This window comes from Microcoleus sp. AT8-B5 (assembly GCF_036705565.1).
In the GTDB taxonomy this organism is placed as follows: domain Bacteria; phylum Cyanobacteriota; class Cyanobacteriia; order Cyanobacteriales; family Microcoleaceae; genus Microcoleus.
The window spans coordinates 109767-129231 of sequence record NZ_JAUBUY010000014.1 but is presented as its reverse complement, the minus strand read 5'-3'; the positions used below and the strand labels follow the sequence as shown (position 1 = coordinate 129231).

Annotated in this window: 16 protein-coding genes; 12 read left to right on the top strand and 4 right to left on the bottom strand. The window is 44.5% G+C overall.

The window, feature by feature from the left end:
* Positions 1 to 12: 12 nt before the first annotated feature.
* A complete protein-coding gene (locus QUB39_RS12350; protein WP_333207841.1) occupies positions 13 to 6513 on the bottom strand; it encodes an AAA family ATPase in 6501 nt (2166 codons plus the stop codon).
* Between the two features lie 493 nt (positions 6514 to 7006).
* Between QUB39_RS12350 and QUB39_RS12345 the strand changes: the two genes are divergently transcribed.
* The gene (locus QUB39_RS12345; RefSeq protein ID WP_333057338.1) at positions 7007 to 7366 is read left to right on the top strand and encodes a polysaccharide deacetylase family protein; all 360 of its coding nucleotides are present in this window, start codon (positions 7007 to 7009) and stop codon (positions 7364 to 7366) included.
* Positions 7367 to 7737: 371 nt separating this feature from the next.
* On the opposite strand, the gene QUB39_RS12340 is transcribed toward QUB39_RS12345, so the two are convergent.
* Both QUB39_RS12340 and QUB39_RS12335 read right to left on the bottom strand, forming a co-directional pair.
* A complete protein-coding gene (locus tag QUB39_RS12340; protein WP_333271875.1) occupies positions 7738 to 7911 on the bottom strand; it encodes a hypothetical protein in 174 nt (57 codons plus the stop codon).
* 178 nt (positions 7912 to 8089) lie between these two features.
* Positions 8090 to 8251: a hypothetical protein gene (locus QUB39_RS12335; protein WP_333057336.1), complete on the bottom strand. Its 162-nt coding sequence runs from the start codon at positions 8249 to 8251 to the stop codon at positions 8090 to 8092.
* Positions 8252 to 8372: 121 nt separating this feature from the next.
* On the opposite strand from QUB39_RS12335, the gene QUB39_RS12330 reads away from it, so the two are divergent.
* From QUB39_RS12330 to cydB, 7 genes are all read left to right on the top strand, one after another.
* Positions 8373 to 9536 (top strand): GuaB3 family IMP dehydrogenase-related protein, encoded by a 1164-nt coding sequence (locus QUB39_RS12330; protein WP_333057335.1) that lies wholly within the window; start codon positions 8373 to 8375, stop codon positions 9534 to 9536.
* 738 nt (positions 9537 to 10274) lie between these two features.
* Entirely contained in the window at positions 10275 to 10598 is a 324-nt protein-coding gene (trxA, locus tag QUB39_RS12325) for a thioredoxin (RefSeq protein ID WP_006631199.1), read from the top strand.
* A gap of 189 nt (positions 10599 to 10787) precedes the next feature.
* A complete protein-coding gene (locus QUB39_RS12320; RefSeq protein WP_333057334.1) occupies positions 10788 to 11855 on the top strand; it encodes an LOG family protein in 1068 nt (355 codons plus the stop codon).
* 310 nt (positions 11856 to 12165) lie between these two features.
* Entirely contained in the window at positions 12166 to 13371 is a 1206-nt protein-coding gene (locus QUB39_RS12315) for an urease accessory protein UreH domain-containing protein (protein ID WP_333057333.1), read from the top strand.
* Entirely contained in the window at positions 13346 to 13819 is a 474-nt protein-coding gene (locus QUB39_RS12310) for a hypothetical protein (RefSeq protein WP_333207839.1), read from the top strand. Before QUB39_RS12315 ends, QUB39_RS12310 begins: the two co-directional genes overlap by 26 nt.
* Positions 13820 to 14297: 478 nt before the next feature.
* Positions 14298 to 15740 (top strand): cytochrome ubiquinol oxidase subunit I, encoded by a 1443-nt coding sequence (locus QUB39_RS12305; protein ID WP_333056365.1) that lies wholly within the window; start codon positions 14298 to 14300, stop codon positions 15738 to 15740.
* 8 nt (positions 15741 to 15748) lie between these two features.
* Positions 15749 to 16762, top strand: coding sequence for a cytochrome d ubiquinol oxidase subunit II (gene cydB, locus QUB39_RS12300; protein WP_333056367.1), 1014 nt, complete (start codon positions 15749 to 15751; stop codon positions 16760 to 16762).
* Positions 16763 to 17337: 575 nt separating this feature from the next.
* Here the strand turns inward: cydB and QUB39_RS30595 are convergent.
* Positions 17338 to 17478 (bottom strand): MrcB family domain-containing protein, encoded by a 141-nt coding sequence (locus QUB39_RS30595; protein WP_445243015.1) that lies wholly within the window; start codon positions 17476 to 17478, stop codon positions 17338 to 17340.
* A 345-nt stretch (positions 17479 to 17823) separates the two neighbouring features.
* Between QUB39_RS30595 and QUB39_RS12295 the strand changes: the two genes are divergently transcribed.
* The 4 genes from QUB39_RS12295 (at position 17824) to QUB39_RS12280 (ending at position 19353) form a co-directional block, all read left to right on the top strand.
* On the top strand, positions 17824 to 17967 hold the full coding sequence (locus QUB39_RS12295) for a hypothetical protein (RefSeq protein ID WP_333272014.1): 144 nt from the start codon (positions 17824 to 17826) through the stop codon (positions 17965 to 17967).
* A 9-nt stretch (positions 17968 to 17976) separates the two neighbouring features.
* Entirely contained in the window at positions 17977 to 18174 is a 198-nt protein-coding gene (rpmI, locus tag QUB39_RS12290; protein ID WP_006634164.1) for a 50S ribosomal protein L35, read from the top strand.
* Between the two features lie 19 nt (positions 18175 to 18193).
* Entirely contained in the window at positions 18194 to 18550 is a 357-nt protein-coding gene (gene rplT / locus QUB39_RS12285; RefSeq protein WP_333053713.1) for a 50S ribosomal protein L20, read from the top strand.
* A 272-nt stretch (positions 18551 to 18822) separates the two neighbouring features.
* Positions 18823 to 19353, top strand: a complete 531-nt coding sequence (locus QUB39_RS12280) for a tetratricopeptide repeat protein (protein ID WP_333053714.1) — start codon at positions 18823 to 18825, stop codon at positions 19351 to 19353.
* Positions 19354 to 19465: the final 112 nt, after the last annotated feature.

The following is a 19465-nucleotide window of genomic DNA, read 5'->3' as shown; positions in this document are numbered from 1 at the left end:
CTAAAAATATCATCATTCACCAACCAAGGATTCAGTTAAATCGAGAATCTTCTCAAACTGAAACCTCGTCACCCAATTTCTGAGAGTTTGAAGCTCGAAAGCGTGAGATTCAGGAATCTCCTCAAGGAGTTGACAAACTAATTCCGCATCAGCGTCCATAGCTGCTTCATATAATTTTACTATCCATTCTTTTGACATCGCTGCTAATAAATCCGTGAAATTTAACGATTCTCCAGTCACATTAGAAGGGGGAGATGGTAGCTCTTGCTCCTGATAAATATAAAGGACGCCCAAATGTTTAGTCATGATGTCAAAGATGGCCTCTGTGTGGAACGGTTTTCGCACAAAATCATCACAACCAGCCGATAAAATAACTGCCTTTTCTTCTTCCCACACGCTAGCAGTAATAGCAATAACAGCAGTAGCTTGACCTTTAATGGTGCCTTTAATACGTTTCGTGGCTTCATAACCATCCATAACGGGCATTCTCATGTCCATCCAGATCAGATGAGGTGAGTAGGAATCCCAAATTGCAAGCGCTTCAATACCGTTACTCGCTTCTTGCACTTCAAAACCAACAGGTTTGAGGAGTTTAACTAACAGTTGCCGATTGTAATCTCGATCGTCCACCACGAGGATGCGATATTGGGGTTGGTTAGGCGCTAGCGCAACGACGCGACGACTTTGGGGTTGATTTTGAATTGTGCTGGCATCAGCGATGCCCACAGGAATGTCAAATTTAAATGTTGTACCCGTTGTGTCTTTAAAAAATTCCTTGAGAGGAATTCCAGGGGTAAAAACTTTACCGTGACTAATGACTGTTATTTCACCTCCCATCAAGCGGACAAATTGACGGCTAATCGTCAGTCCTAATCCGGTTCCTTGCTGCACTTTTTGACCGGATGCTGTTTGCACGAAGGGTTTGAATAGATTCTCCATTTCCTCTACTGCAATGCCAATTCCCGTATCTTTTACTTCAAAGGTAATGGTTGTTGATTGTGGGTTGTTGGTTGTTTTAGTTTCGGCTTCTATTGGGGTTTTTACCTGTTTGTTTTTTACTTTTAAATACACGCTTCCCGAAGCGGTAAACTTAACGGCATTACTGATTAAATTAATCAGCACTTGCCGCAACTTAATTTCATCAGCGTAGATATATTTAGGAACATCGGCAGCACATTCAAATCGTAAGTCTAAGCTTTGAGCGATGGCTTTTAAGGCAAACATATCCTCAATTTCAGCTAAAAAATGATGAAGGTTCAAATTATTTTTAGATACCGTCATGCGTCCAGCTTCAACTTTAGAAAGGTCAAGCACCTGATTAATTAGAGATAATAAATGCTCTCCACTGCGCTGAATGATGTTAAGGTTCTCTTTTTGTTCAGTTAACAGATTGGTATCCTGATTCATCAGTTGCGAAAAACCCAGAATGGCATTCATGGGAGTTCGCAATTCGTGGCTCATGTTGGCAAGGAAAATGCTTTTGGCGAGGTTGGCGGCAACGGCTGCTTCTTTGGCTCGTTCGAGTTCTGCTTCAACTTTTTTGCGCTCACTAATTTCCTGTTCTAAGCGGACATTTTCGATCAGCGTTTTTTGTGCCTGCTTGCGATCGCTAATATCTTGAAAAGCTGCGATCGCGTACTCTACATTACCCGTCTCATTGAAAATTGGCGTACTCGTTGCTTCTACAAAAATGCTCCCGTCGCTGTGGTGGAGTTCCAAGTCATCCGCCTGAGCTTTTTCACCGCCAAGCGATCGCACCAGGGGCAACTGTTCGACTGGATATATCTCCCCTGTCCCTGCCCGATAAATGTGATAGGTTTTTGAGAGTTGCTCGATTTCGGCTTTTGGTAAATCTTGAATATTCAGTAACTGCTGTGAAACTGGATTGGCGTAAACCAGTTGTCCTTTGGCGTCGTGAACGGAGATGCCTAGAGGTATAGCATTGAGGAATTTATTCAGGCGATTTTGGGTAGATTGTACCTGAGTATAGAGTCTAGCGTTGGTAAGGGCGATCGCCGCTTGACTTGACAGCAGTTTAATTAGTTCTAGGCGATCGGGTGTAAAAACCCCATCTGCTAAATTATTTTCCAAGTAAACAATTCCAATTAATTGCCCTTGATTGATCAGAGGGGCGCACAGGATAGACTTGGGCTGCTGTGTTTTGATATAAGCATCTTGGGTAAATCTGCCTTCACGGGAAACATTGGTTTCAATCAATCCTTCCTGAGTCCTTTCAACATAGTGAATAATCGACAAAGGCAAACAGGTTTCTATAGGAGTCGATTGCAAAACCATCACCCGATCTGAGTTAGCCTCACCTGAAGCTTCGACTCGCAGTTGTCCTTGAGACTCTAAAATTAGATAGCCAGTTTGTGCACCGCAGCTTTCCAGCAGGATTTTCATCAAAGTGGTGAGGAGTTTATCTAGCTCAATTTCACTGGCAATTGCCCCAGATGCTTTCATCAATGCTGCCAAATCCAGCGTTTCACCTGAAATGCTGTTAGATGTATCAGACAGGATGTTGCGAGATTTATCCGAAAAATTGGCTTTCGTAAAACGCTTTAAAAGTTCTGGATACTGTTGTTTCAAATCAGTCATTTTAGCTGTTGCACCCCAACGTAAATAACAGTAGTAAGCATTTGTCATATAGGCTCGGGCAACTTGCTCTTTTCCCCAAGCGAGGTAGAATTTGGCAGCCAGTTCATTAGCCAAAGCCTCTTCGTTGAGGTACTCATGTTCTTTCGCTAAGGCAATGGCGCGATCGTAGTAGTCGATCGCCCTAGCATTTTCCCCCAAAACTCGATATCGCTCTGCCTCCACTAGATAGAATTTATGGAGGTGAGTCATCGGAGCAAACTTCGCCCATTTCTTGATGTTTTTCTGATTGACTTCCACCTTCTGGAGGATGAGTTTTTGCTCGGATTTTGGTGCGTCAGAATAGATAGCCAGATAAACTAAAGAATTGTAGAAATGGTAGAGAGGAATAGTACCTACAGCGCTATCGCTATATTTTTCTGCTGATTTAGCATTTTCTATAGCTTGCTGATAGTCTTGAAAAAGATAGCAGAGAAATAGCTTGTAAAAATAGACCGAGCGACAAAGATTTTGAGCATTCGCCTCTCGATGCAGGGGTAACATTTTTGTTTCGTCATAGCTTTCACCGATTAAACGGCATTTATCTTCAGCCTGTCCCATCAAATTCAATAAAACCTGTCGATTTAGTTGGTTATAGTAATATGATGTTTCTTGCTTCAGTTGGCTGAGGGTATTACTGTACATTGCCATCTCTGCCTCGACTGTTGCCAATTCCTTCCCCAATACATAGGAATGATAGCAGTATACACAAACTGAATAAGCTGCATATTCTAAGTCTCCAGTCTCTAGGGCGATCGAGTAAGCATTCTGCAAAGGGTTTAAAGTTTCCCTAAGATGCTCTTTCCAATGTTTGACAAAGTAATTAACAATAAATATGGTGCGGGCTGTAAGTTCTTTAGTATTAAACTTATCGAGGAGCAAGATAGCAAGTTTCCCAAATTGATAACCAGTCTCAATGTCTCCTACGGTTTCCCCAGACAGAATTAGTCCGTAAGTAGCATAGGCACAAGAAGACACAGAAGTATTTCCGTATTTGATTGATAAATTGACCTGTTTAAACGCAATTAACGGTAGCAATTCAGGTCGGGCTAAATGGGCCGCCGAAAGTATACTTGATAGGATACGCATTGCTGCCAGTTTATCAGGATTAGTCATCACTGGTAGGTCGATTAATTTTTCAACTGGCTTCCCTACTAAACTTAACTTTGTCTTCATCAGTTCAAATAAAATATTTAATTTTGTTGGTTTTTTGGGAAAACGGATACCCAACAACTTTAATACTGAAAGTGCCGTATCTATCGCTTCTAACGGTTTGTTTTGTGCTGTATAGGCTTGAATCTTGACTTCATAGACTTTCACTTTGTCCAGCAATGAAGTAGCTTGTTGAAGCACTAGGTCAGCCAATTTTTCCATGTCCTGAACGTGGCCACTCAAGATAGCAGCTTCTACTGTTTCCACATACAGTGCCAGAGTTAGGTCATACTGACAAAGCCAACTATCTGCACTCAAGCAATTTATACCAATTATTAAGTAATTCCAGGCGGGTTTCCAAGCTGCTGATGCCTTCGCTTTTTTGCCAGCAATCAGATTTAATTGAGCAAGTTTATCTTTTTCTAACTCGATGTCAATTGCTTCAATACCGAAGTTGAGTTGATTGACAATATCAAAAATCTTTTGTTGGAGTACCTGTGGTGGGGTATTTTCTAACAACAGTTGCCCGACTTTCCAGTGAACCGCTTGCTTGTCGTCAGGGGGAATTAGGGAATAGGTGGCTTGCTGAATGCGATCGTGAGCAAATTTATAAATAATTTTTAAGTCATTCGCCTCTCTGTTTGTTTTCAGAAATTTGTAATCATCCCCAACGGGTAAAATCAATCCTGCTTGAATGGCATTCCATAATTCATCAGCCGTTTGTTTTGGAGAAGTTTCATTAATTATTGAAAGAGTTAGTAAATCAAATTGGTTGCCAATGCAAGCGGCTAATCGTAAAATTTTTTGTGCAGATTCTGATAAGGTTTGAATTTGCTCTGCCATGAACTCAACAACGTTATCAGTAATATTCCTAGTTATAATTTGCTCTAAATCCCAATGCCAAGCCCCAGCATTCAAATCAAAAGTCAGCAATTGCTCTGTATAAAGTGACTTGAAAAACTCTTTAATAAAAAAAGGATTACCTTGTGTTTTTTGCCAAACCAACTCGGCTAATCTTTGCGTAGGAACCCACTCGGTTTTCAGCGTATCCGCAATGAATTCATTAACCTGGTTTAAATTTAAGGGTGAAAGGGAGAGATGATTAATTACTACTCCCTGCTTTTTCATTTCAGATAAAGTCAGCATTGCAGGATGAGTTGCAGTGACTTCGTTATCTCGATAAGCTCCGATTACAAACAGATATTGAGTAGTAAAATCTGTCATTATCAACTGGATCAATTGCAACGTAGCGCTGTCTGTCCACTGAAGATCGTCTAGAAATAGGACGAGAGGATGTTCTTTTTGGCAAAAAACTTGAATAAATTTTTGAAAAGCTAAATTAAACCGATTTCGTGCTTCTGTTGCGGGTAATTCGGGGACGGGATTCTGTTTGCCAATAATCAGTTCAACTTCGGGAATGACATCAATAATAATTTGTCCATTGCTTCCTAATGCCCGTCGAATCTTTTCTCGCCACTGTTGTAATTGCCCTTGAGTTTCTGTGAGTAGTTGTCGCACCAATTCTTGGAAGGCAGCAACTAAAGCTTGATAGGGAATATCGCGCTGCAACTGGTCAAATTTACCTGCAATAAAGTAGCCGCTTTTTTGAGTGATGAGCTTATACAATTGCTGAACTAAAGCTGATTTCCCAATACCAGAGTATCCAGAAATTAGCATGAGTTCAGTTTGTCCTTGTACGGAGAGATTTTGTGACTGAGTTGTCGTTGGGTTACTCAGATTATTTGCTAAACCAGCCCCTACTTGTTTTTCTTGTCCCGACGCTACACGATCAAATGCACTCAATAATGACTCAATCTGTGATTCTCTTCCGTACAGTTTTTGAGGGAGTTGCAATTTAGGAGAAATATCTTGGTATCCCAATAAAAAAGATTGAAATTTACCATTTATCAATTGAGCCAGACAAGTTTTTAAATCGGCCTTAATTCCCCAAGCACTCTGATATCTATATTCTGCGTTTTTTGCCATTAATTTCATGACAATTTCTGATAAACTCAAGGGGATGCTTGGATTTATTTTATGAGGTGAATTCGGTTGTTGGGCAATATGGCAATGGACTAATTCAAGTGCATCGACGGATTCAAAAGGCAACTGGTTGGTTAGCAGTTCATAGAAAGTAACGCCGAGAGAATAAAAGTCGGTGCGGTAGTCTAGTGAGCGGTTCATCCTGCCTGTTTGTTCAGGAGATATATAAGCCAATGTCCCTTCTAGAAGATTAGGACTTGTGAGGCTGGGATTCTCTTGGCATAGGATGGTAGATAAGCCAAAGTCAATGATTTTTATTTGTCCTGTTTGAGGATTCAAGACAATGTTAGATGGATTGATATCTTTGTGAATGACCTTTTTTTGATGAACTTTGCCTAACGCATCTGTGATTTGGATGGCTAGGTGGAGAAACTCTGGTAATCCCAAGGGACGGCTATCCAGCAGGATTTTTAAGGACTCTCCTCCAAAATCTTCCAACAACATGAGTTGTGTGTTATCGTATTTTCGCAGTTCGTAGGCTTTAATCGTTTCCTCTAGGTTGAGAAGGCGAGTGATTTCGTATTCCTGCTGATAGCGGTAGAGTTCGGCTGGTGTGGGATAATCCTCTTTGAGGAGTTTCAAAATCAAAGGTTGCTGATTTGATTTGAGGATGCCTCGGTATACGAGGGAATTCGCACTTTCGTAGATTTGGCTGACTATTGTGATATCTGGCAGTGAAATCATGTTGGGAATTATTGCTGCCTAAAAAAAATAAGTATACCAATAAATATAACATGGCTAGGAGCGGGTGAGAGCAGCAGTAAACTCGCTGCGAATATAAATCCTTGCCTTACACCCCTTATAACTTCCGATCTTTTATTATTGCTTTTTTGCTCTGGACTTACTTACGCTATATAGCAATCCTAAATCATTTGCATAATTATTGTAGGGGCAATCCGACCCCTACTCCCCGTGGTTGCCCGATAGATAGGGGGTAGGCACGGGGGGTAGGGGTAGCACTACCCCTACAAATTTATCTGAATCATTTAGGATTGCTATATTATATGTAGCGTACAAGTGTACTGGCACTTGAAGCGTCTAGGTACTGTGCGATCGCCCCAACTGAAAAATTTCGGAACGGATAATAATTAATGATAAAATAGCTTAAGGATTCAGCTCCCCAATTGTGGTAATCTGACAACCATTCACTTTCCTTCTCGATCGAGTGCGTGCAGCTATGCGAATCGGTAAAAATTTACCAAAGTTTCGGCTTTTCACTATGGCGTTATTTTTCGCAGTATCGCTGTTAATCAAAGTTACTAAATTTCACAATTATTTCGGCATCAACCGCGCCGATCCCGAAGTGAAAGTTGTTGCCCTCACCTACGAGGACGGGCCATATCCTCCCTATACAAATCAGCTTTTAGATATCTTAGACCGCTATCAAGTTAAAGCAACTTTTTTTGAAATCGGCCGCAATATTGAGAAACATCCAGAAATCGTGAAAATGATTGTCGCGAGGGGAGATGAGTTGGCAAACCATTCTTACTCTCACAAATCGCATTTGCCATGCGGATCGCGCCGCAATATCATCTAATTCAGGCATCAAAGTCGGAACTAAAGCTGCCCGAAACTGCATCGGTACAGTAGAGTTACTAGCAATTTCTTTAACCAGTTCCAGGAGCAAAACGAGGTTGTTAGTGGCTTCCAGGAGGCGAGAACCGGGGAGAAGGGCGATCGTCCGAACTGCGGGAATTAACTGCAAATCTTTGCCCGTAGAATTGAGGTTGTCCATGACAGGATTGCCGACAAACTGAGCTTTCTTTAAACCCTGTCGGTTTAAGTCAGCAGCAGTCAAAGCATCTCTAGTAAAAACGGCCAGACATTTCTCTGAGCAAAGCAACTGCCACAAGATTAAACCCAAATCGACTCGCCCCTCGTAATAACTAGAATGAGCCGACAGAAAAATTATATAGGGGCAGTTGCTGGCATGGGCGATCGCCCCGGCGACAATATCCCCAGTGGCCACGTGGCCACCACCAAATCGCAGCGGCGCGAATGCGTCCAAACAGCTTGCAATTGCTGCCAAGTCAAAGCAATCAGCCCCGCCCCAATATCTTTGAGGAAAAACAGGGGATTCATGTAAAAAACTCCCCCAGACGGCATTTGACTGGTGGGCCCAATAATTGGCACGGTCGATCGGCTGTAAGCAGCCCCGTCAATCGATTTTAGATTTTAGATTTTAGATTTTAGATTGACTTGCGCGAGATAAATGCGGGGGCTTGAGGATTTTCGATTTTGGATTGATTCCACGGATAAATCACGTGGCGGGTACCACATGAAGAAATTCGTGGTCACCGACAACCGGCATCGCCGAAACATCAACATCCGCGCCAGATGCTCTCAAAGCTTTGAGAATTTGACAGTTAATCGCGTCTTCCCCGTGCCCGTTGCTGAGGAAAAGTATCCCCTTCGATTTCATATAATCAGAATACAATCAGAATCAGTGCCGAGCTTTTTTAAAGACAGCCGTGCGATAGCTAAACTCGGGCGGGCTAACTTTTTGTTAGTCTAATTTAAATACATTGTGGAAGTGAAACAGCGTGAATATTGAAATTGGGCGGGGCAAAAGCGCTCGCCGAGCTTACGGCATAGATGAAATTGCGCTTGTACCCGGACAGCGCACCCTCGATCCGAGTTTGGCAGATACCAAGTGGCAGATTGGCGGGATCGATCGAGAAATCCCGATCATCGCCAGCGCCATGGATGGAGTAGTCGATGTCCGCATGGCGATTTTGCTGTCGGAATTGGGAGCAATGGGCGTGCTCAACCTAGAAGGAATTCAAACCCGCTATGCCGACCCCCAGCCAATATTAGAGCGCATCGCCAGTGTGGGGAACCACGAATTTGTTTCCCTGATGCAGCAACTCTATGCCGAACCCATCAAGCCAGAATTAATTGACCTGAGAATTAAAGAAATTAAAGCTGGAGGAGGGATTGCCGCCGTCAGCGGTACACCGGCTGCTGCGAGCAAATACGGCCGGGCGGTTGCTGAATCGGGAGCCGATATATTTTTTGTGCAAGCAACAGTAGTCTCGACAGCTTTCCTTTCCCCTGAAGCGATCGCACCTCTAGACTTAACTAAATTCTGTCAAGAGATGCCGATCCCAGTAATTTTGGGCAACTGCGTCACCTACGAAGTCGCCCTGAATTTAATGAAAACTGGCGCTGCGGGCATTCTCGTGGGCATTGGGCCGGGGGCTGCTTGCACATCTAGGGGCGTATTGGGTGTCGGCGTTCCCCAAGCCACAGCGGTAGCAGACTGCGCCGCCGCGCGGGACGACTACTATCGCGAAACTGGCAAATACGTGTCGGTGATTGCTGACGGCGGTTTAATTACCGGCGGCGATATCTGCAAGTGCATTGCCTGCGGTGCCGATGCAGTGATGATTGGTTCGCCCTTTGCCAGGGCCGCCGAAGCTCCTGGCCGCGGCTTTCACTGGGGGATGGCGACTCCCAGCCCGGTTTTGCCGCGGGGCACTCGGATTCGCGTGGGGACTACGGGTACTGTGGAGCAAATTTTGCGCGGGCCTGCGGTACTAGATGACGGTACGCACAACTTGCTCGGAGCTCTGAAAACTAGCATGGGCACCTTGGGCGCTAAGGATCTTAAGGAGATGCAGCAGGTGGAAGTGGTAATTGCTCCTTCTCTGCTGACTGAGGGTAAAGTCTATCAAAAAGCTCAGCAGTTGGGCATGGGTAAGTAGATTTACCGATCGAATACCAGCATACCTTGACAAAATTTGTTCCACAGTCTCGAAATTTACAGAATATTGTGGAATTATCGAGAAGGAGATGTCACAATAGAAGAAGCGGAGACGCATGTTTCCGTTCACTCCTCACACCACACTCCGCCCGGACTACTGTTCGGGCGGTTCCTTTTTTGCCGGAAATCTTGGCTCTTGCTTACTAGATACACAACTGAGGCTTTTACCTCCGGAGAGGGGGAGAGGGGGAGAGTCTGGGGGTGGGAGAATTTTTTTTCTACATAAGTGCATTCTGCCTTGGGAAACATCAGTGCCTTGTTCCTTAAGGAATGAGAATTAAATAACTTCCAGTCTTGAAAGTGGGATGGGCTCTTATAGCCCGTCCAAAAAAGACGGGCTATAAGAGCCCATCCCACAATAACAATTAAAATTGTAAGTTATTTAATTCGCGATCCTCAGAAACCTTGTGCCTTCTTCCTTCTACCGTCTTCCCTCTTCCTTCTTCGTTCAGAAGCCTTCTCTTGAAATCGTTGACCGAAAGCAGACTCAGGACTGGTGAAATAAAAAACCTGTATCCGAGGAAACTTGCCGAACGTATTTATCCGTGGGGTCAATTCTAAAATCTAAAATCTAAAATCTAAAATCTAAAATCTAAAATCTAAAATCGATTGACGCAAGTGGTTACACTTTTTGCTAGACTTGTTATCCGAGAAATAGTATTTACAAGGATGGCTAGGGATGTCAGCAGCCGCGCAAGTAACCGACTCTACCTTTAAGCAGGAAGTGCTCGATAGCGAAGTTCCAGTTCTAGTGGATTTTTGGGCTCCCTGGTGCGGGCCCTGTCGGATGGTGGCGCCCGTCGTAGACGAAATTGCCCAGCAATATGAAGGGCAGGTCAAGGTAGTAAAAGTTAATACCGACGAGAATCCTAACGTCGCCAGCCAATACGGTATCCGCAGCATTCCGACGCTGATGATATTTAAGGGCGGTCAACGTGTGGATATGGTAGTTGGGGCAGTTCCGAAAACTACTCTGGCCAACACTCTGGAAAAGTACATTTAACTGAACTGCGAGGGGTTTCGCGCTGTTCTTTGTGGGCCGCGAAAGCTAACTCGCTTCAGAACCGGGGCTAAGCTACGGGAAAAGTTATTAGTACCCAGCAGAGCAATTTGCTGGTGGCTATTGGCTTCTAACTTTGGCTTGCCCCTTAATTTTTAGTCGCGACAATTTGTTACCGTTTCGGAAAAATTCATGATTCCTTCTGGGTATGGTCAAGGTTTTGAGTCTCTCCAAGCTGAAGTGATGGAGTTGCTCGATCGCTTGCCAAAGTTGAAGCACTCTGAGTGGATCGAACGATCGCTCTCTACTATAGTGCAAATGGCCGGAGAGGATCTCGATCGGCTAGACTGGAAAATTATTGCGGCGTCGCTCCGAGATATGGAGAACGCTTTTGAGATGTTTTATCCTTACCGCCACGTTCGCAAAATTGTGATTTTTGGTTCGGCGAGGGTGTCACCGCAATCTGTGGAATATTTGATGGCCAGAGACTTTGCGCGGGCGATGGCCCAGCAGGGTTTTATGGTGATTACTGGCGGCGGCGGGGGAATTATGCAGGCGGGGAACGAGGGGGCGACTGCTGAAGGTTCTTTTGGGCTGAACATTCAGTTACCTTTTGAGCAGAGTTCTAATCCTTTCATTGCCGGCGATCCCAAATTGCTCAATTTTAAATATTTTTTCACTCGTAAGTTATTTTTTCTCCGGGAGAGCGATGCTTTGGCTCTGTTTCCGGGCGGTTTTGGCACTCTGGACGAGGCTTTTGAGTGTCTGACTTTGACTCAAACTGGCAAGTTCGGGCCGGCTCCTTTGGTATTGATCGATCGACCCGGAGGAGATTATTGGCACGATTGGAATTATTTTGTGCAAAAACAATTGCGGGGCCGGGGCTTGATTTCAGTCAACGATCGCAGCCTGTATACGATTACTGACGATGTAAATGTCGCTTGCGAGGCGATCGGTAGTTTTTATCTGGTTTATCACTCCTGCCGCTACGTGCGCGAAAAACTGGTAATTCGTTTGAAAACAGAGCTTTCTGAGGAGAATGTCGATCGGCTAAATACTGATTTTAGCGATATTGTCGTCACCGGAAAAATTGAAAAAACTCAAGCTTTGGAACCGGAAATAGGAGATGCAACTTTCGATCTGCCGCGCCTAGTTTTGCATTTCAACCAGCGGGATTTAGGGCGGCTTTATCAGCTAATTGCTACCATCAATCAAATGGGTGCAGCTTCGCCGGCTGCGGCGCATCCAGAAAAAAAGTAGTTATTAGTCAACAGTCATTAGTCATTAGTCAACAGTCATTAGTCAACAGTCATTAGTCATTAGTCATTAGTCTGTTGGGGCGGGTTTCACGAGAAATATTTCTAACTTACTCAGGGGATAAATAAACCCGCCCCTCTGATGGAGATAAATTTGACCACGAATTTCAAAGGTTGTACAAACCCCCGCATTTATCCGTGGAATCAATCCAAAATCGAAAATCGAAAATCCTCAAGAAAGAGCATTTATCTCGCGCAAGTCAATTCTTTAATCTAAAATCTAAAATCTAAAATCGATTGACTACTAACTCAAAATGCTAGACCTGCTGCTAATTGCAATTTTGGGATTTCTCGGCAGTTTCGGTCACTGCGCGGGGATGTGCGGCCCGCTGACAATGGCGTTTTCTCTTTCTAATTCCCGCAACGATAAATTAGCTGCTTTCCGCTTTCATTTGCTGCTAAATTTGGGGAGAATTGCTGCTTACGCTTTGGTGGGTGCAGCAATTGGCGGAGTGGGTTCGGTGTTAATTGCTGGCGGACTTTTGGCAGGTACGGGCAGCGAATTTCGGCGGGCGATCGCACTTCTCACGGGCACGATGCTGATTTGGTTCGGAGTAGTGCAAATTAAACCGAACTTGCTGCCGAGATTGCCGCTGCTGCACCCAATGTCGCACGATCGAGTCGGACAAGCAATGAGCAAGCTTTCGGCACAAAAAAAATGGTGGGTGCCAATTGCTTTGGGTTTGCTTTGGGGTTTGATTCCCTGCGGTTTCCTATACGCGGCGCAGATTAAGGCGGCGGAAACGGGAAATTCGGTTTTGGGTGCGGCGACGATGCTGGCTTTTGGACTCGGCACCTTGCCAACTATGCTGGGAGTGAGTTTTTTTGCTGGCAGATTGAGCGCGGACAAGCGCAGTCAACTGTTTCGTGCGGGTGGGTGGGTGACGGTGGCGATCGGGATTCTTACCTTGCTGCGAACCGATGAAATGGTTGATTTTACGGGCCACGCAGCGCTGCTGTGCTTGATGCTAGCACTGTTGGCGCGTCCGGTTAGCAAGTTTTTGCCGCAACTGTTGCGCTACCGCCGCGCCTTGGGTGTGGGCGCGTTTGTCCTCGCAGTCGCCCACACGTTTCATATGCTGGATCATACGCTGAAATGGAATTTTGATGCTGTGTCCTTCATGTTGCCGCAGCATCAGTTGGGAATGGCGGCGGGGATGACGGCGCTACTGTTGATGTTGCCGGCCGCGGTTACAAGTGTCGATCGTATTCAAAACTATTTAGGCCAACTGTGGCGAATCCTTCACCTGTTAAGCGTTCCAGCTTTCTTGTTGTGCGCTGTACACGCGGCACTCATCGGTTCCCACTATCTCGGCGGTTTTGAATGGAAGTTGCACAATCAACTGCTGACAGCCGTGTTAGCGGTGGTTGCGGTGTTAGTTACGTTTGTGCGATCGCGCTTGTTTTGGTCAGTTTTATCACTAGAAAATTTCTATGTTTCACCTGTCAAACAAAAGTAAAACTTTAGGATTGTTAGTATTTTTGGGATTGCTAATTGAAGCAGAAATTCCCAGTGCTCAGCAGTTAAACTCAATTTCAGTTTTAGCGCACGAAGTCGAAGTATCGGGAGATGTAGCAGCTACCTTTCACCTAGAACCCAACCACAATCCCCGCGCCGGACAGCCTGCGAAAGTGTGGTTTGCCCTAACTCGCAGGGGCGGTCAAATTATCCCACTAGAGCAGTGTAATTGCAAATTAGCAGTTTATCCGAAAGAGCGCAAAGAAGGAGATAAACCCCTGATGCAGCCGCCTTTAAAAGCCATCTCTGCGGAAAAATATCAAGGAATACCGGGAGCAGATATCGTGTTTCCCAAGGCGGGGATTTACGAACTTGAATTGAGCGGAACAGCCAAAAACAAAGCTAATTTTAAACCCTTTAAACTGAGTTATACGGTCACGGTTCGCTAAGATAATCTTTCCCTCACCGAACATCAATCTTGTAGGGGCGGGTAAACCTGCCAATAAATGCCTAAAACCCACAATCTCATAAACCCGCCCCCACCCAACTAAGATAATCTTTCCCTCACCGAACATAAATTTTGTAGGGGCGGGTTCACCGAAAATAAATGCCTAAAACCCACAATCTCATAAACCCGCCCCCACCCAACTAAGATAATATTTCCATCACCGAACATAAATCTTGTAGGGGCGGGTTCACCGAAAATAAATGCCTAAAACCCACAATCTCATAAACCCGCCCCCACCCAACGACAAAGCAGAATCTACCTATCTTAACATACAAAAAAAATACAACCGAAATCTGTATAAAACCTTAAAAGTTGCCAACTCTACAAAATGTCATAAATTTTTACACTACATTATAACCAGTGTCCATTATGTAATTTGTGCAAGCTAACCTCTTTTGAACTGAGCAAAGGATATAACGATGGATATCTTATCTAACACCGTGGCGCTATCACGGATGCAATTTGCGCTAACCGCCATATTCCATATGCTGTGGCCAGTTCTGACTACGGGAATGGGAATTTATCTGGTAATTGTTGAAGGAATGTGGCTGAAAACTCGCAATCCTGACTACTACCATCACGCTCGTTTTTGGTCTAAACTCTACGTCCTCAACTTCGGTATTGGAGTAGCTTCAGGCATTCCGATGGAATTTCAGTTTGGCACGAATTGGGCACCATTTTCCGAAGCAGTTGGTGACTTTTTTGGCAGCATTTTAGGCTTTGAAGCTTCAATGGCATTTATGTTAGAAGCCGGCTTTTTAGGCATTATGCTGTTTGGTTGGGAGCGCGTTCACCCGATCGTCCATTATTTCGCTACAATCATGGTAGCCTTCGGCGCTAACCTATCCACAGTATGGATTTTAGTCGCTAACTCTTGGCTGCAAACTCCAGCAGGCGGAGAAATGGTCAATGGCAAGTTTATTGTCAGCGATTATTTTCAAGCAATTCTGAACCCGTTCGCATTAAACAGCATTCTCCATATGTTTTTTGCGACGTTAGAAACTTCGCTGTTTGTCATTGGGGGAATTAGCGCTTGGTACATTCTCAATCAGCGCAACCAAGCCTTTTTTTCCAAATCTTTAAAAATTGCCATAGCCACCGCCATCGCCGTTGCACCTTTGCAGATATACATCGGACATTTGAGCGCCGAACAAGTTTATCACTACCAACCAACTAAATTAGCAGCAATCGAAGCTAAGTGGGAAACTTCACCAGCGGGAGAGTCAGCCGATTGGACTTTGCTAGCTTTACCTAATGAAAAAGCCCAAAAAAATGACTGGGAAATTAGCGTACCCAACGGCTTAGGATACGTTCTGGAATTCAAACAAAAACTCTCCGAACCCGTACTCGGATTGAAGGAATGGAAGCCAGAAGATAGACCCCGGATGGTGGGTTTAATCTACTATTGTTTCCGCATCATGTCCGGGATTGGATTCTTCTTTTTAGGACTGATGCTGTTCAGTATAATTCAGTGGATGCGAGGCAAACTTTCTGCTGAAAATATCGCCAGTCAACCTTGGCTGATGCGCGCTTGGGTATTAGCTGCTCCCCTGGGATATATTGCTGTAGAATCGGGTTGGATTGTGCGCTGTGTCGGCCGACAACCTTGGGCTTTATACGGGCAAATTCGCACTGCTGATGCGGTGTCAAACATCCCCGCCAGCAATGTTTTAACTTCTCTTAGTTTCTTTGCCGTTGTTTACAGCTTTTTGTTTGTTTGTGCCTTGTATTTTGGCAGCCGAATTATCCGCCAAGGGCCTAATTTAACTCTGCCGGTACCGGGATTAGACAATGAACCTGCCATCGAAACTCAACCCGCAGAACACATTCCCGATCAACGTCCCTTAGAAGCACAACAATAGGAGATTTTATGCAAGCTTTGGAGCATTTTCTCCCGCAAGTTTGGTTTGTAGTTTTGGCTTTGTTTCTCCTGCTATATGTCATGCTAGACGGTTTTGACTTAGGAGTAGGAATCCTGTCTCTGACTGCTTCCGACGAGGAACGCCGGGGCATTTTAATGACGAGTTTGGGCAACGTTTGGGATGCGAACGAAACTTGGCTGGTGTTGATGGGAGGCGCTCTGTTTGGCGCATTTCCCCTCGCTTACGGCACGATTTTAACAGCGCTGTACATACCGATTTGCATGATGCTTTTTGGTTTGATATTTCGGGCTGTGGCCTTTGAATTTCGCGAGCATTCTAATCGCAAATTATTCTGGAATTATGCCTTTGGTGCGGGCAGTTTTTTAGCAGCTTTAGCTCAAGGATTTGCCTTGGGTGCTGTGCTCGAAGGCATTGCGGTTGATGAAGCCGGTCATTTTGTGGGTTCTACTTGGGATTGGCTGGATTGGCGATCGATCTTGGTTGCTTTGACGCTGATTCAAGGCTATGTTTTGATCGGTTCAACCTATCTAATTATGAAAACGGAGGGCGAACTGCAAACAAATCACTATCGCACGGCTAAAATTGCGGCGGTGACAACTTTAATCGGAGCGATTTTAATTACGATCGCCACTCCGATTTTTTACGAAAGTGCTAGATCCAGGTTGTTTGAGAAACCGCTAGTTTATGTTTTTGCCACAATTCCTTTGCTGGGAGTGCTGTTGGTAGGACTGTTGCTGAAAAGTCTCGCCAGCAAAGAAGAACGCACGCCGTTTATCTGGACCATTCTAATTTTTTTGCTCACTTTCATCGGCTTAGGATTGATTGTTTTTCCCTACATTATTCCCTCGAAAATCACGATTTACCAAGCCGCTGCTTCGCCCAGCGCCCTGGTATTTATGATTGTGTTCATCGGCTTTCTGATCCCGATTATGATTTTTTACAACATCTACAATTATGTTGTTTTTCGGGGTAAGGTTGTCGGCGGTCACTACGGGGAATAAAGCATAATACAACCGCAAATGTAGGCAAATATACGCAGATAGTATCAAGTTTATATCCGGGTTTATCTGCGTATATTTGTGGTTAAAAAATACAAATTATTGTTTTCTGATACCATCAGAACTTAGGAGCGCGAATTAAATAACTTACAATTTTAATTGTTATTGTGGGATGGGCTCTTATAGCCCGTCCAAAAAGGACGGGCTATAAGAGCCCATCCCACTTTCAAGAGTGGTAGTTATTTAATTCTCATTCCTTATGTGGTGTTAATCGGTAGGGTGCGGATCTGCTTCATATTTGATAAAGATTGTAGATTGACGGGTGTATCTGCACCTTACTCGCGTCTCTCTTCTTGTGTGTACTACATATACATGGAATATGCTGTATTTCTTTGATCTGCTATTCCTTGATTGAGAGAAGGATAAATTTCCGAGAAGTAGGCGCGAAATAAACACAGTAAAACCGGGAGCATCTCAATGAAAGCAGCTAAGCTAGAAATTGGAGTTTTGAGGCTCTCTTGCTGCGGAGCAGGAGGCAGGAGGAAAGAGTCAGAAGGAAGCAGCCAGAAGAAGTGTTTTTACAAATATGAGATGCTCCCGTAAAACCACGACTGGAAACTCTCAGTTACAAGGTTGTTAAATATTGCTATCCAAGGAACTTTTGCCCAAGAATCTTTCCCGGCTGAAGCTTTTACGCTATATATTTCGGGTAATTCCAATTAAGCACTTATTGATTTCGCCAGTACATTTATGACATATAGCCTTTCTCAGAAAGATGGAGTACGCCAAAACCCTGTGTTATCAAGCTTTTTTAGTGGAATTGTGTACCTCATTTACCCCAGAACCGCTATAATTAGCAAAGTAATGTCCGTTGAAGTTGTCATTACTGAGCAATGGATATTTTCCAGGGATTTTTTCCATGGGATATGTAAGCGCCCGAATCAATAATTAAGGTTGGATATTCAATTTAATTATCCTGCCTCACGAACAGGTTTCAAATATTAACTCTGTTGATAAGCCTTTATGATACCGCAACGGCAGTATAACATTTTATACTATTTGTTATGCAGCAAACAACCACAAGATTAGCCGATCGCCCGATCGCCCCTCCTGTATATCGCAGTAAATACAGTGCCGCCCCCAACCCGCAAATCTCCCTTGCAGAAAGTACCACAAATGTGATACGGTTGAAGCTTGTGTCCAAATAACACCAGTCCATGCCAAAACTCAAAACTCGCAAAGCAGCCGCAAAGCGCTTTAGAGCGACCGGCAGCGGTAAAATTGTGCGCCGCAAAGCTTACAAAAGCCACTTGCTACAGCACAAAAGTTCAGCTCGCAAAAGCCGTCTCTCTAAGCTGGTCGTCATCGACGAGACCAACGACGCTAACGTGCGGTTAATGCTTCCATACTTGTAAAGTTTAACGGAAATTAAAGATGACACGGGTAAAACGCGGTAATGTCGCCAGAGCGCGCCGCAAAAAAATTCTCAAATTAGCCAAGGGTTTCCGAGGCGCACAGTCGAAACAGTTCCGCACAGCTAACCAACGGGTGATGCAGGCCCTGCGTAACGGTTATCGCGATCGCAAAAAACGCAAACGCGATTTCCGCCGCCTGTGGATTGCTCGGATCAATGCTGCATCGCGCCAGCACGGCACGAGCTACAGCAGACTGATCGGCAACATGAAAAAAGCCAACATCGAAATCAACCGCAAAATGCTGGCACAAATGGCGATCGTTGACCCGGCAACATTCGGTAAAGTCGTGGAAATGGCTAATCGAGCCGGAGGCTGAAAGTTAGCTTGATTTTCAGAAGGCAGAAAGCAGAAGTAAGAAAGATTTAACGGTCTGCCAGAGAAGGAAAACTCCTGATAAATTTAGGAGGTTGAGACAAACTTTCCTTCTTTGTTCTTACTTCTGGACTCTTGCTTTTTCAGAAATCGCGATCGGGCCAGTCGATCGCTATTTCGTTGTTTTTTATACAGTTGCAGAAGCAGATATCAGAGATTTCTACTGCCTTAAAATAAATAAAACCTTCCACAGACCTACCTAATTTTAAGAAAAACATGGATAGTAATTTGCTCATTATTTACTTGTCAGTCCTGCTCGCTATACTCGGCAGCACTTCCTGGTTTGTGGTGCGCCAGATTCTCAAAACTCGGAAGCTGGAAATGTCTCTGGAACGCTTAGAAAATAAGCTGACCGTAGAAAAAGGAACAGCGCAGGAATACTACGAATTAGGAAGTATCTATCTAGATAAGAAGCTTTACTCCCAGGCGATCGTACTGTTTCAAAAAGCCCTGAAAGCCAAAGACTTAGAAGGCGAAGAAAATCAAGCTGTTATCTACAACGCCCTCGGTTTTGCACACTTTGGCCAAGAACAGTACGACATCGCCATCCGCCACTACAAAGAAGCCCTGAAGTTGCAGCCAGAATACGTTACATCTCTCAATAATCTGGGTCACGCCTACGAGCGCAAAAAATTAACAGCTCAAGCCTTGGAAATCTACGAACAAGCTCTCGCCTGCGAGCCAGACAATACCACGGCTAAACAGCGAGTAGAGTCCCTCCGGAAGCGTTTGGTAATCTATAATTGAGCGCCCATGTTAGGAGCAATAGAGATCCCGCAAACCTGGTTTCATTCAGAAACCGGGTTTTTTCTTCACATAGTCCAAGATACTAAACTATCCAATACATTAATGCGTTAGT

Excerpts from the sequence above, each read along its gene's own strand:
- QUB39_RS12280 (WP_333053714.1), top strand. The coding sequence starts at position 18,823 with ATGGATAGTAATTTGCTCATTATTTACTTGTCAGTCCTGCTCGCTATA.
- QUB39_RS12335 (WP_333057336.1), bottom strand. The coding sequence starts at position 8,251 with ATGAAATCGAAGGGGATACTTTTCCTCAGCAACGGGCACGGGGAAGAC.
- QUB39_RS12315 (WP_333057333.1), top strand. The coding sequence starts at position 12,166 with ATGCTAGACCTGCTGCTAATTGCAATTTTGGGATTTCTCGGCAGTTTC.
- trxA (WP_006631199.1), top strand. The coding sequence starts at position 10,275 with ATGTCAGCAGCCGCGCAAGTAACCGACTCTACCTTTAAGCAGGAAGTG.
- rpmI (WP_006634164.1), top strand. The coding sequence starts at position 17,977 with ATGCCAAAACTCAAAACTCGCAAAGCAGCCGCAAAGCGCTTTAGAGCG.
- QUB39_RS12340 (WP_333271875.1), bottom strand. The coding sequence starts at position 7,911 with ATGAATCCCCTGTTTTTCCTCAAAGATATTGGGGCGGGGCTGATTGCT.
- QUB39_RS12320 (WP_333057334.1), top strand. The coding sequence starts at position 10,788 with ATGATTCCTTCTGGGTATGGTCAAGGTTTTGAGTCTCTCCAAGCTGAA.
- cydB (WP_333056367.1), top strand. The coding sequence starts at position 15,749 with ATGCAAGCTTTGGAGCATTTTCTCCCGCAAGTTTGGTTTGTAGTTTTG.
- QUB39_RS12295 (WP_333272014.1), top strand. The coding sequence starts at position 17,824 with ATGCAGCAAACAACCACAAGATTAGCCGATCGCCCGATCGCCCCTCCT.
- QUB39_RS12305 (WP_333056365.1), top strand. The coding sequence starts at position 14,298 with ATGGATATCTTATCTAACACCGTGGCGCTATCACGGATGCAATTTGCG.
- QUB39_RS12310 (WP_333207839.1), top strand. The coding sequence starts at position 13,346 with ATGTTTCACCTGTCAAACAAAAGTAAAACTTTAGGATTGTTAGTATTT.
- rplT (WP_333053713.1), top strand. The coding sequence starts at position 18,194 with ATGACACGGGTAAAACGCGGTAATGTCGCCAGAGCGCGCCGCAAAAAA.
- QUB39_RS12350 (WP_333207841.1), bottom strand. The coding sequence starts at position 6,513 with ATGATTTCACTGCCAGATATCACAATAGTCAGCCAAATCTACGAAAGT.
- QUB39_RS12345 (WP_333057338.1), top strand. The coding sequence starts at position 7,007 with ATGCGAATCGGTAAAAATTTACCAAAGTTTCGGCTTTTCACTATGGCG.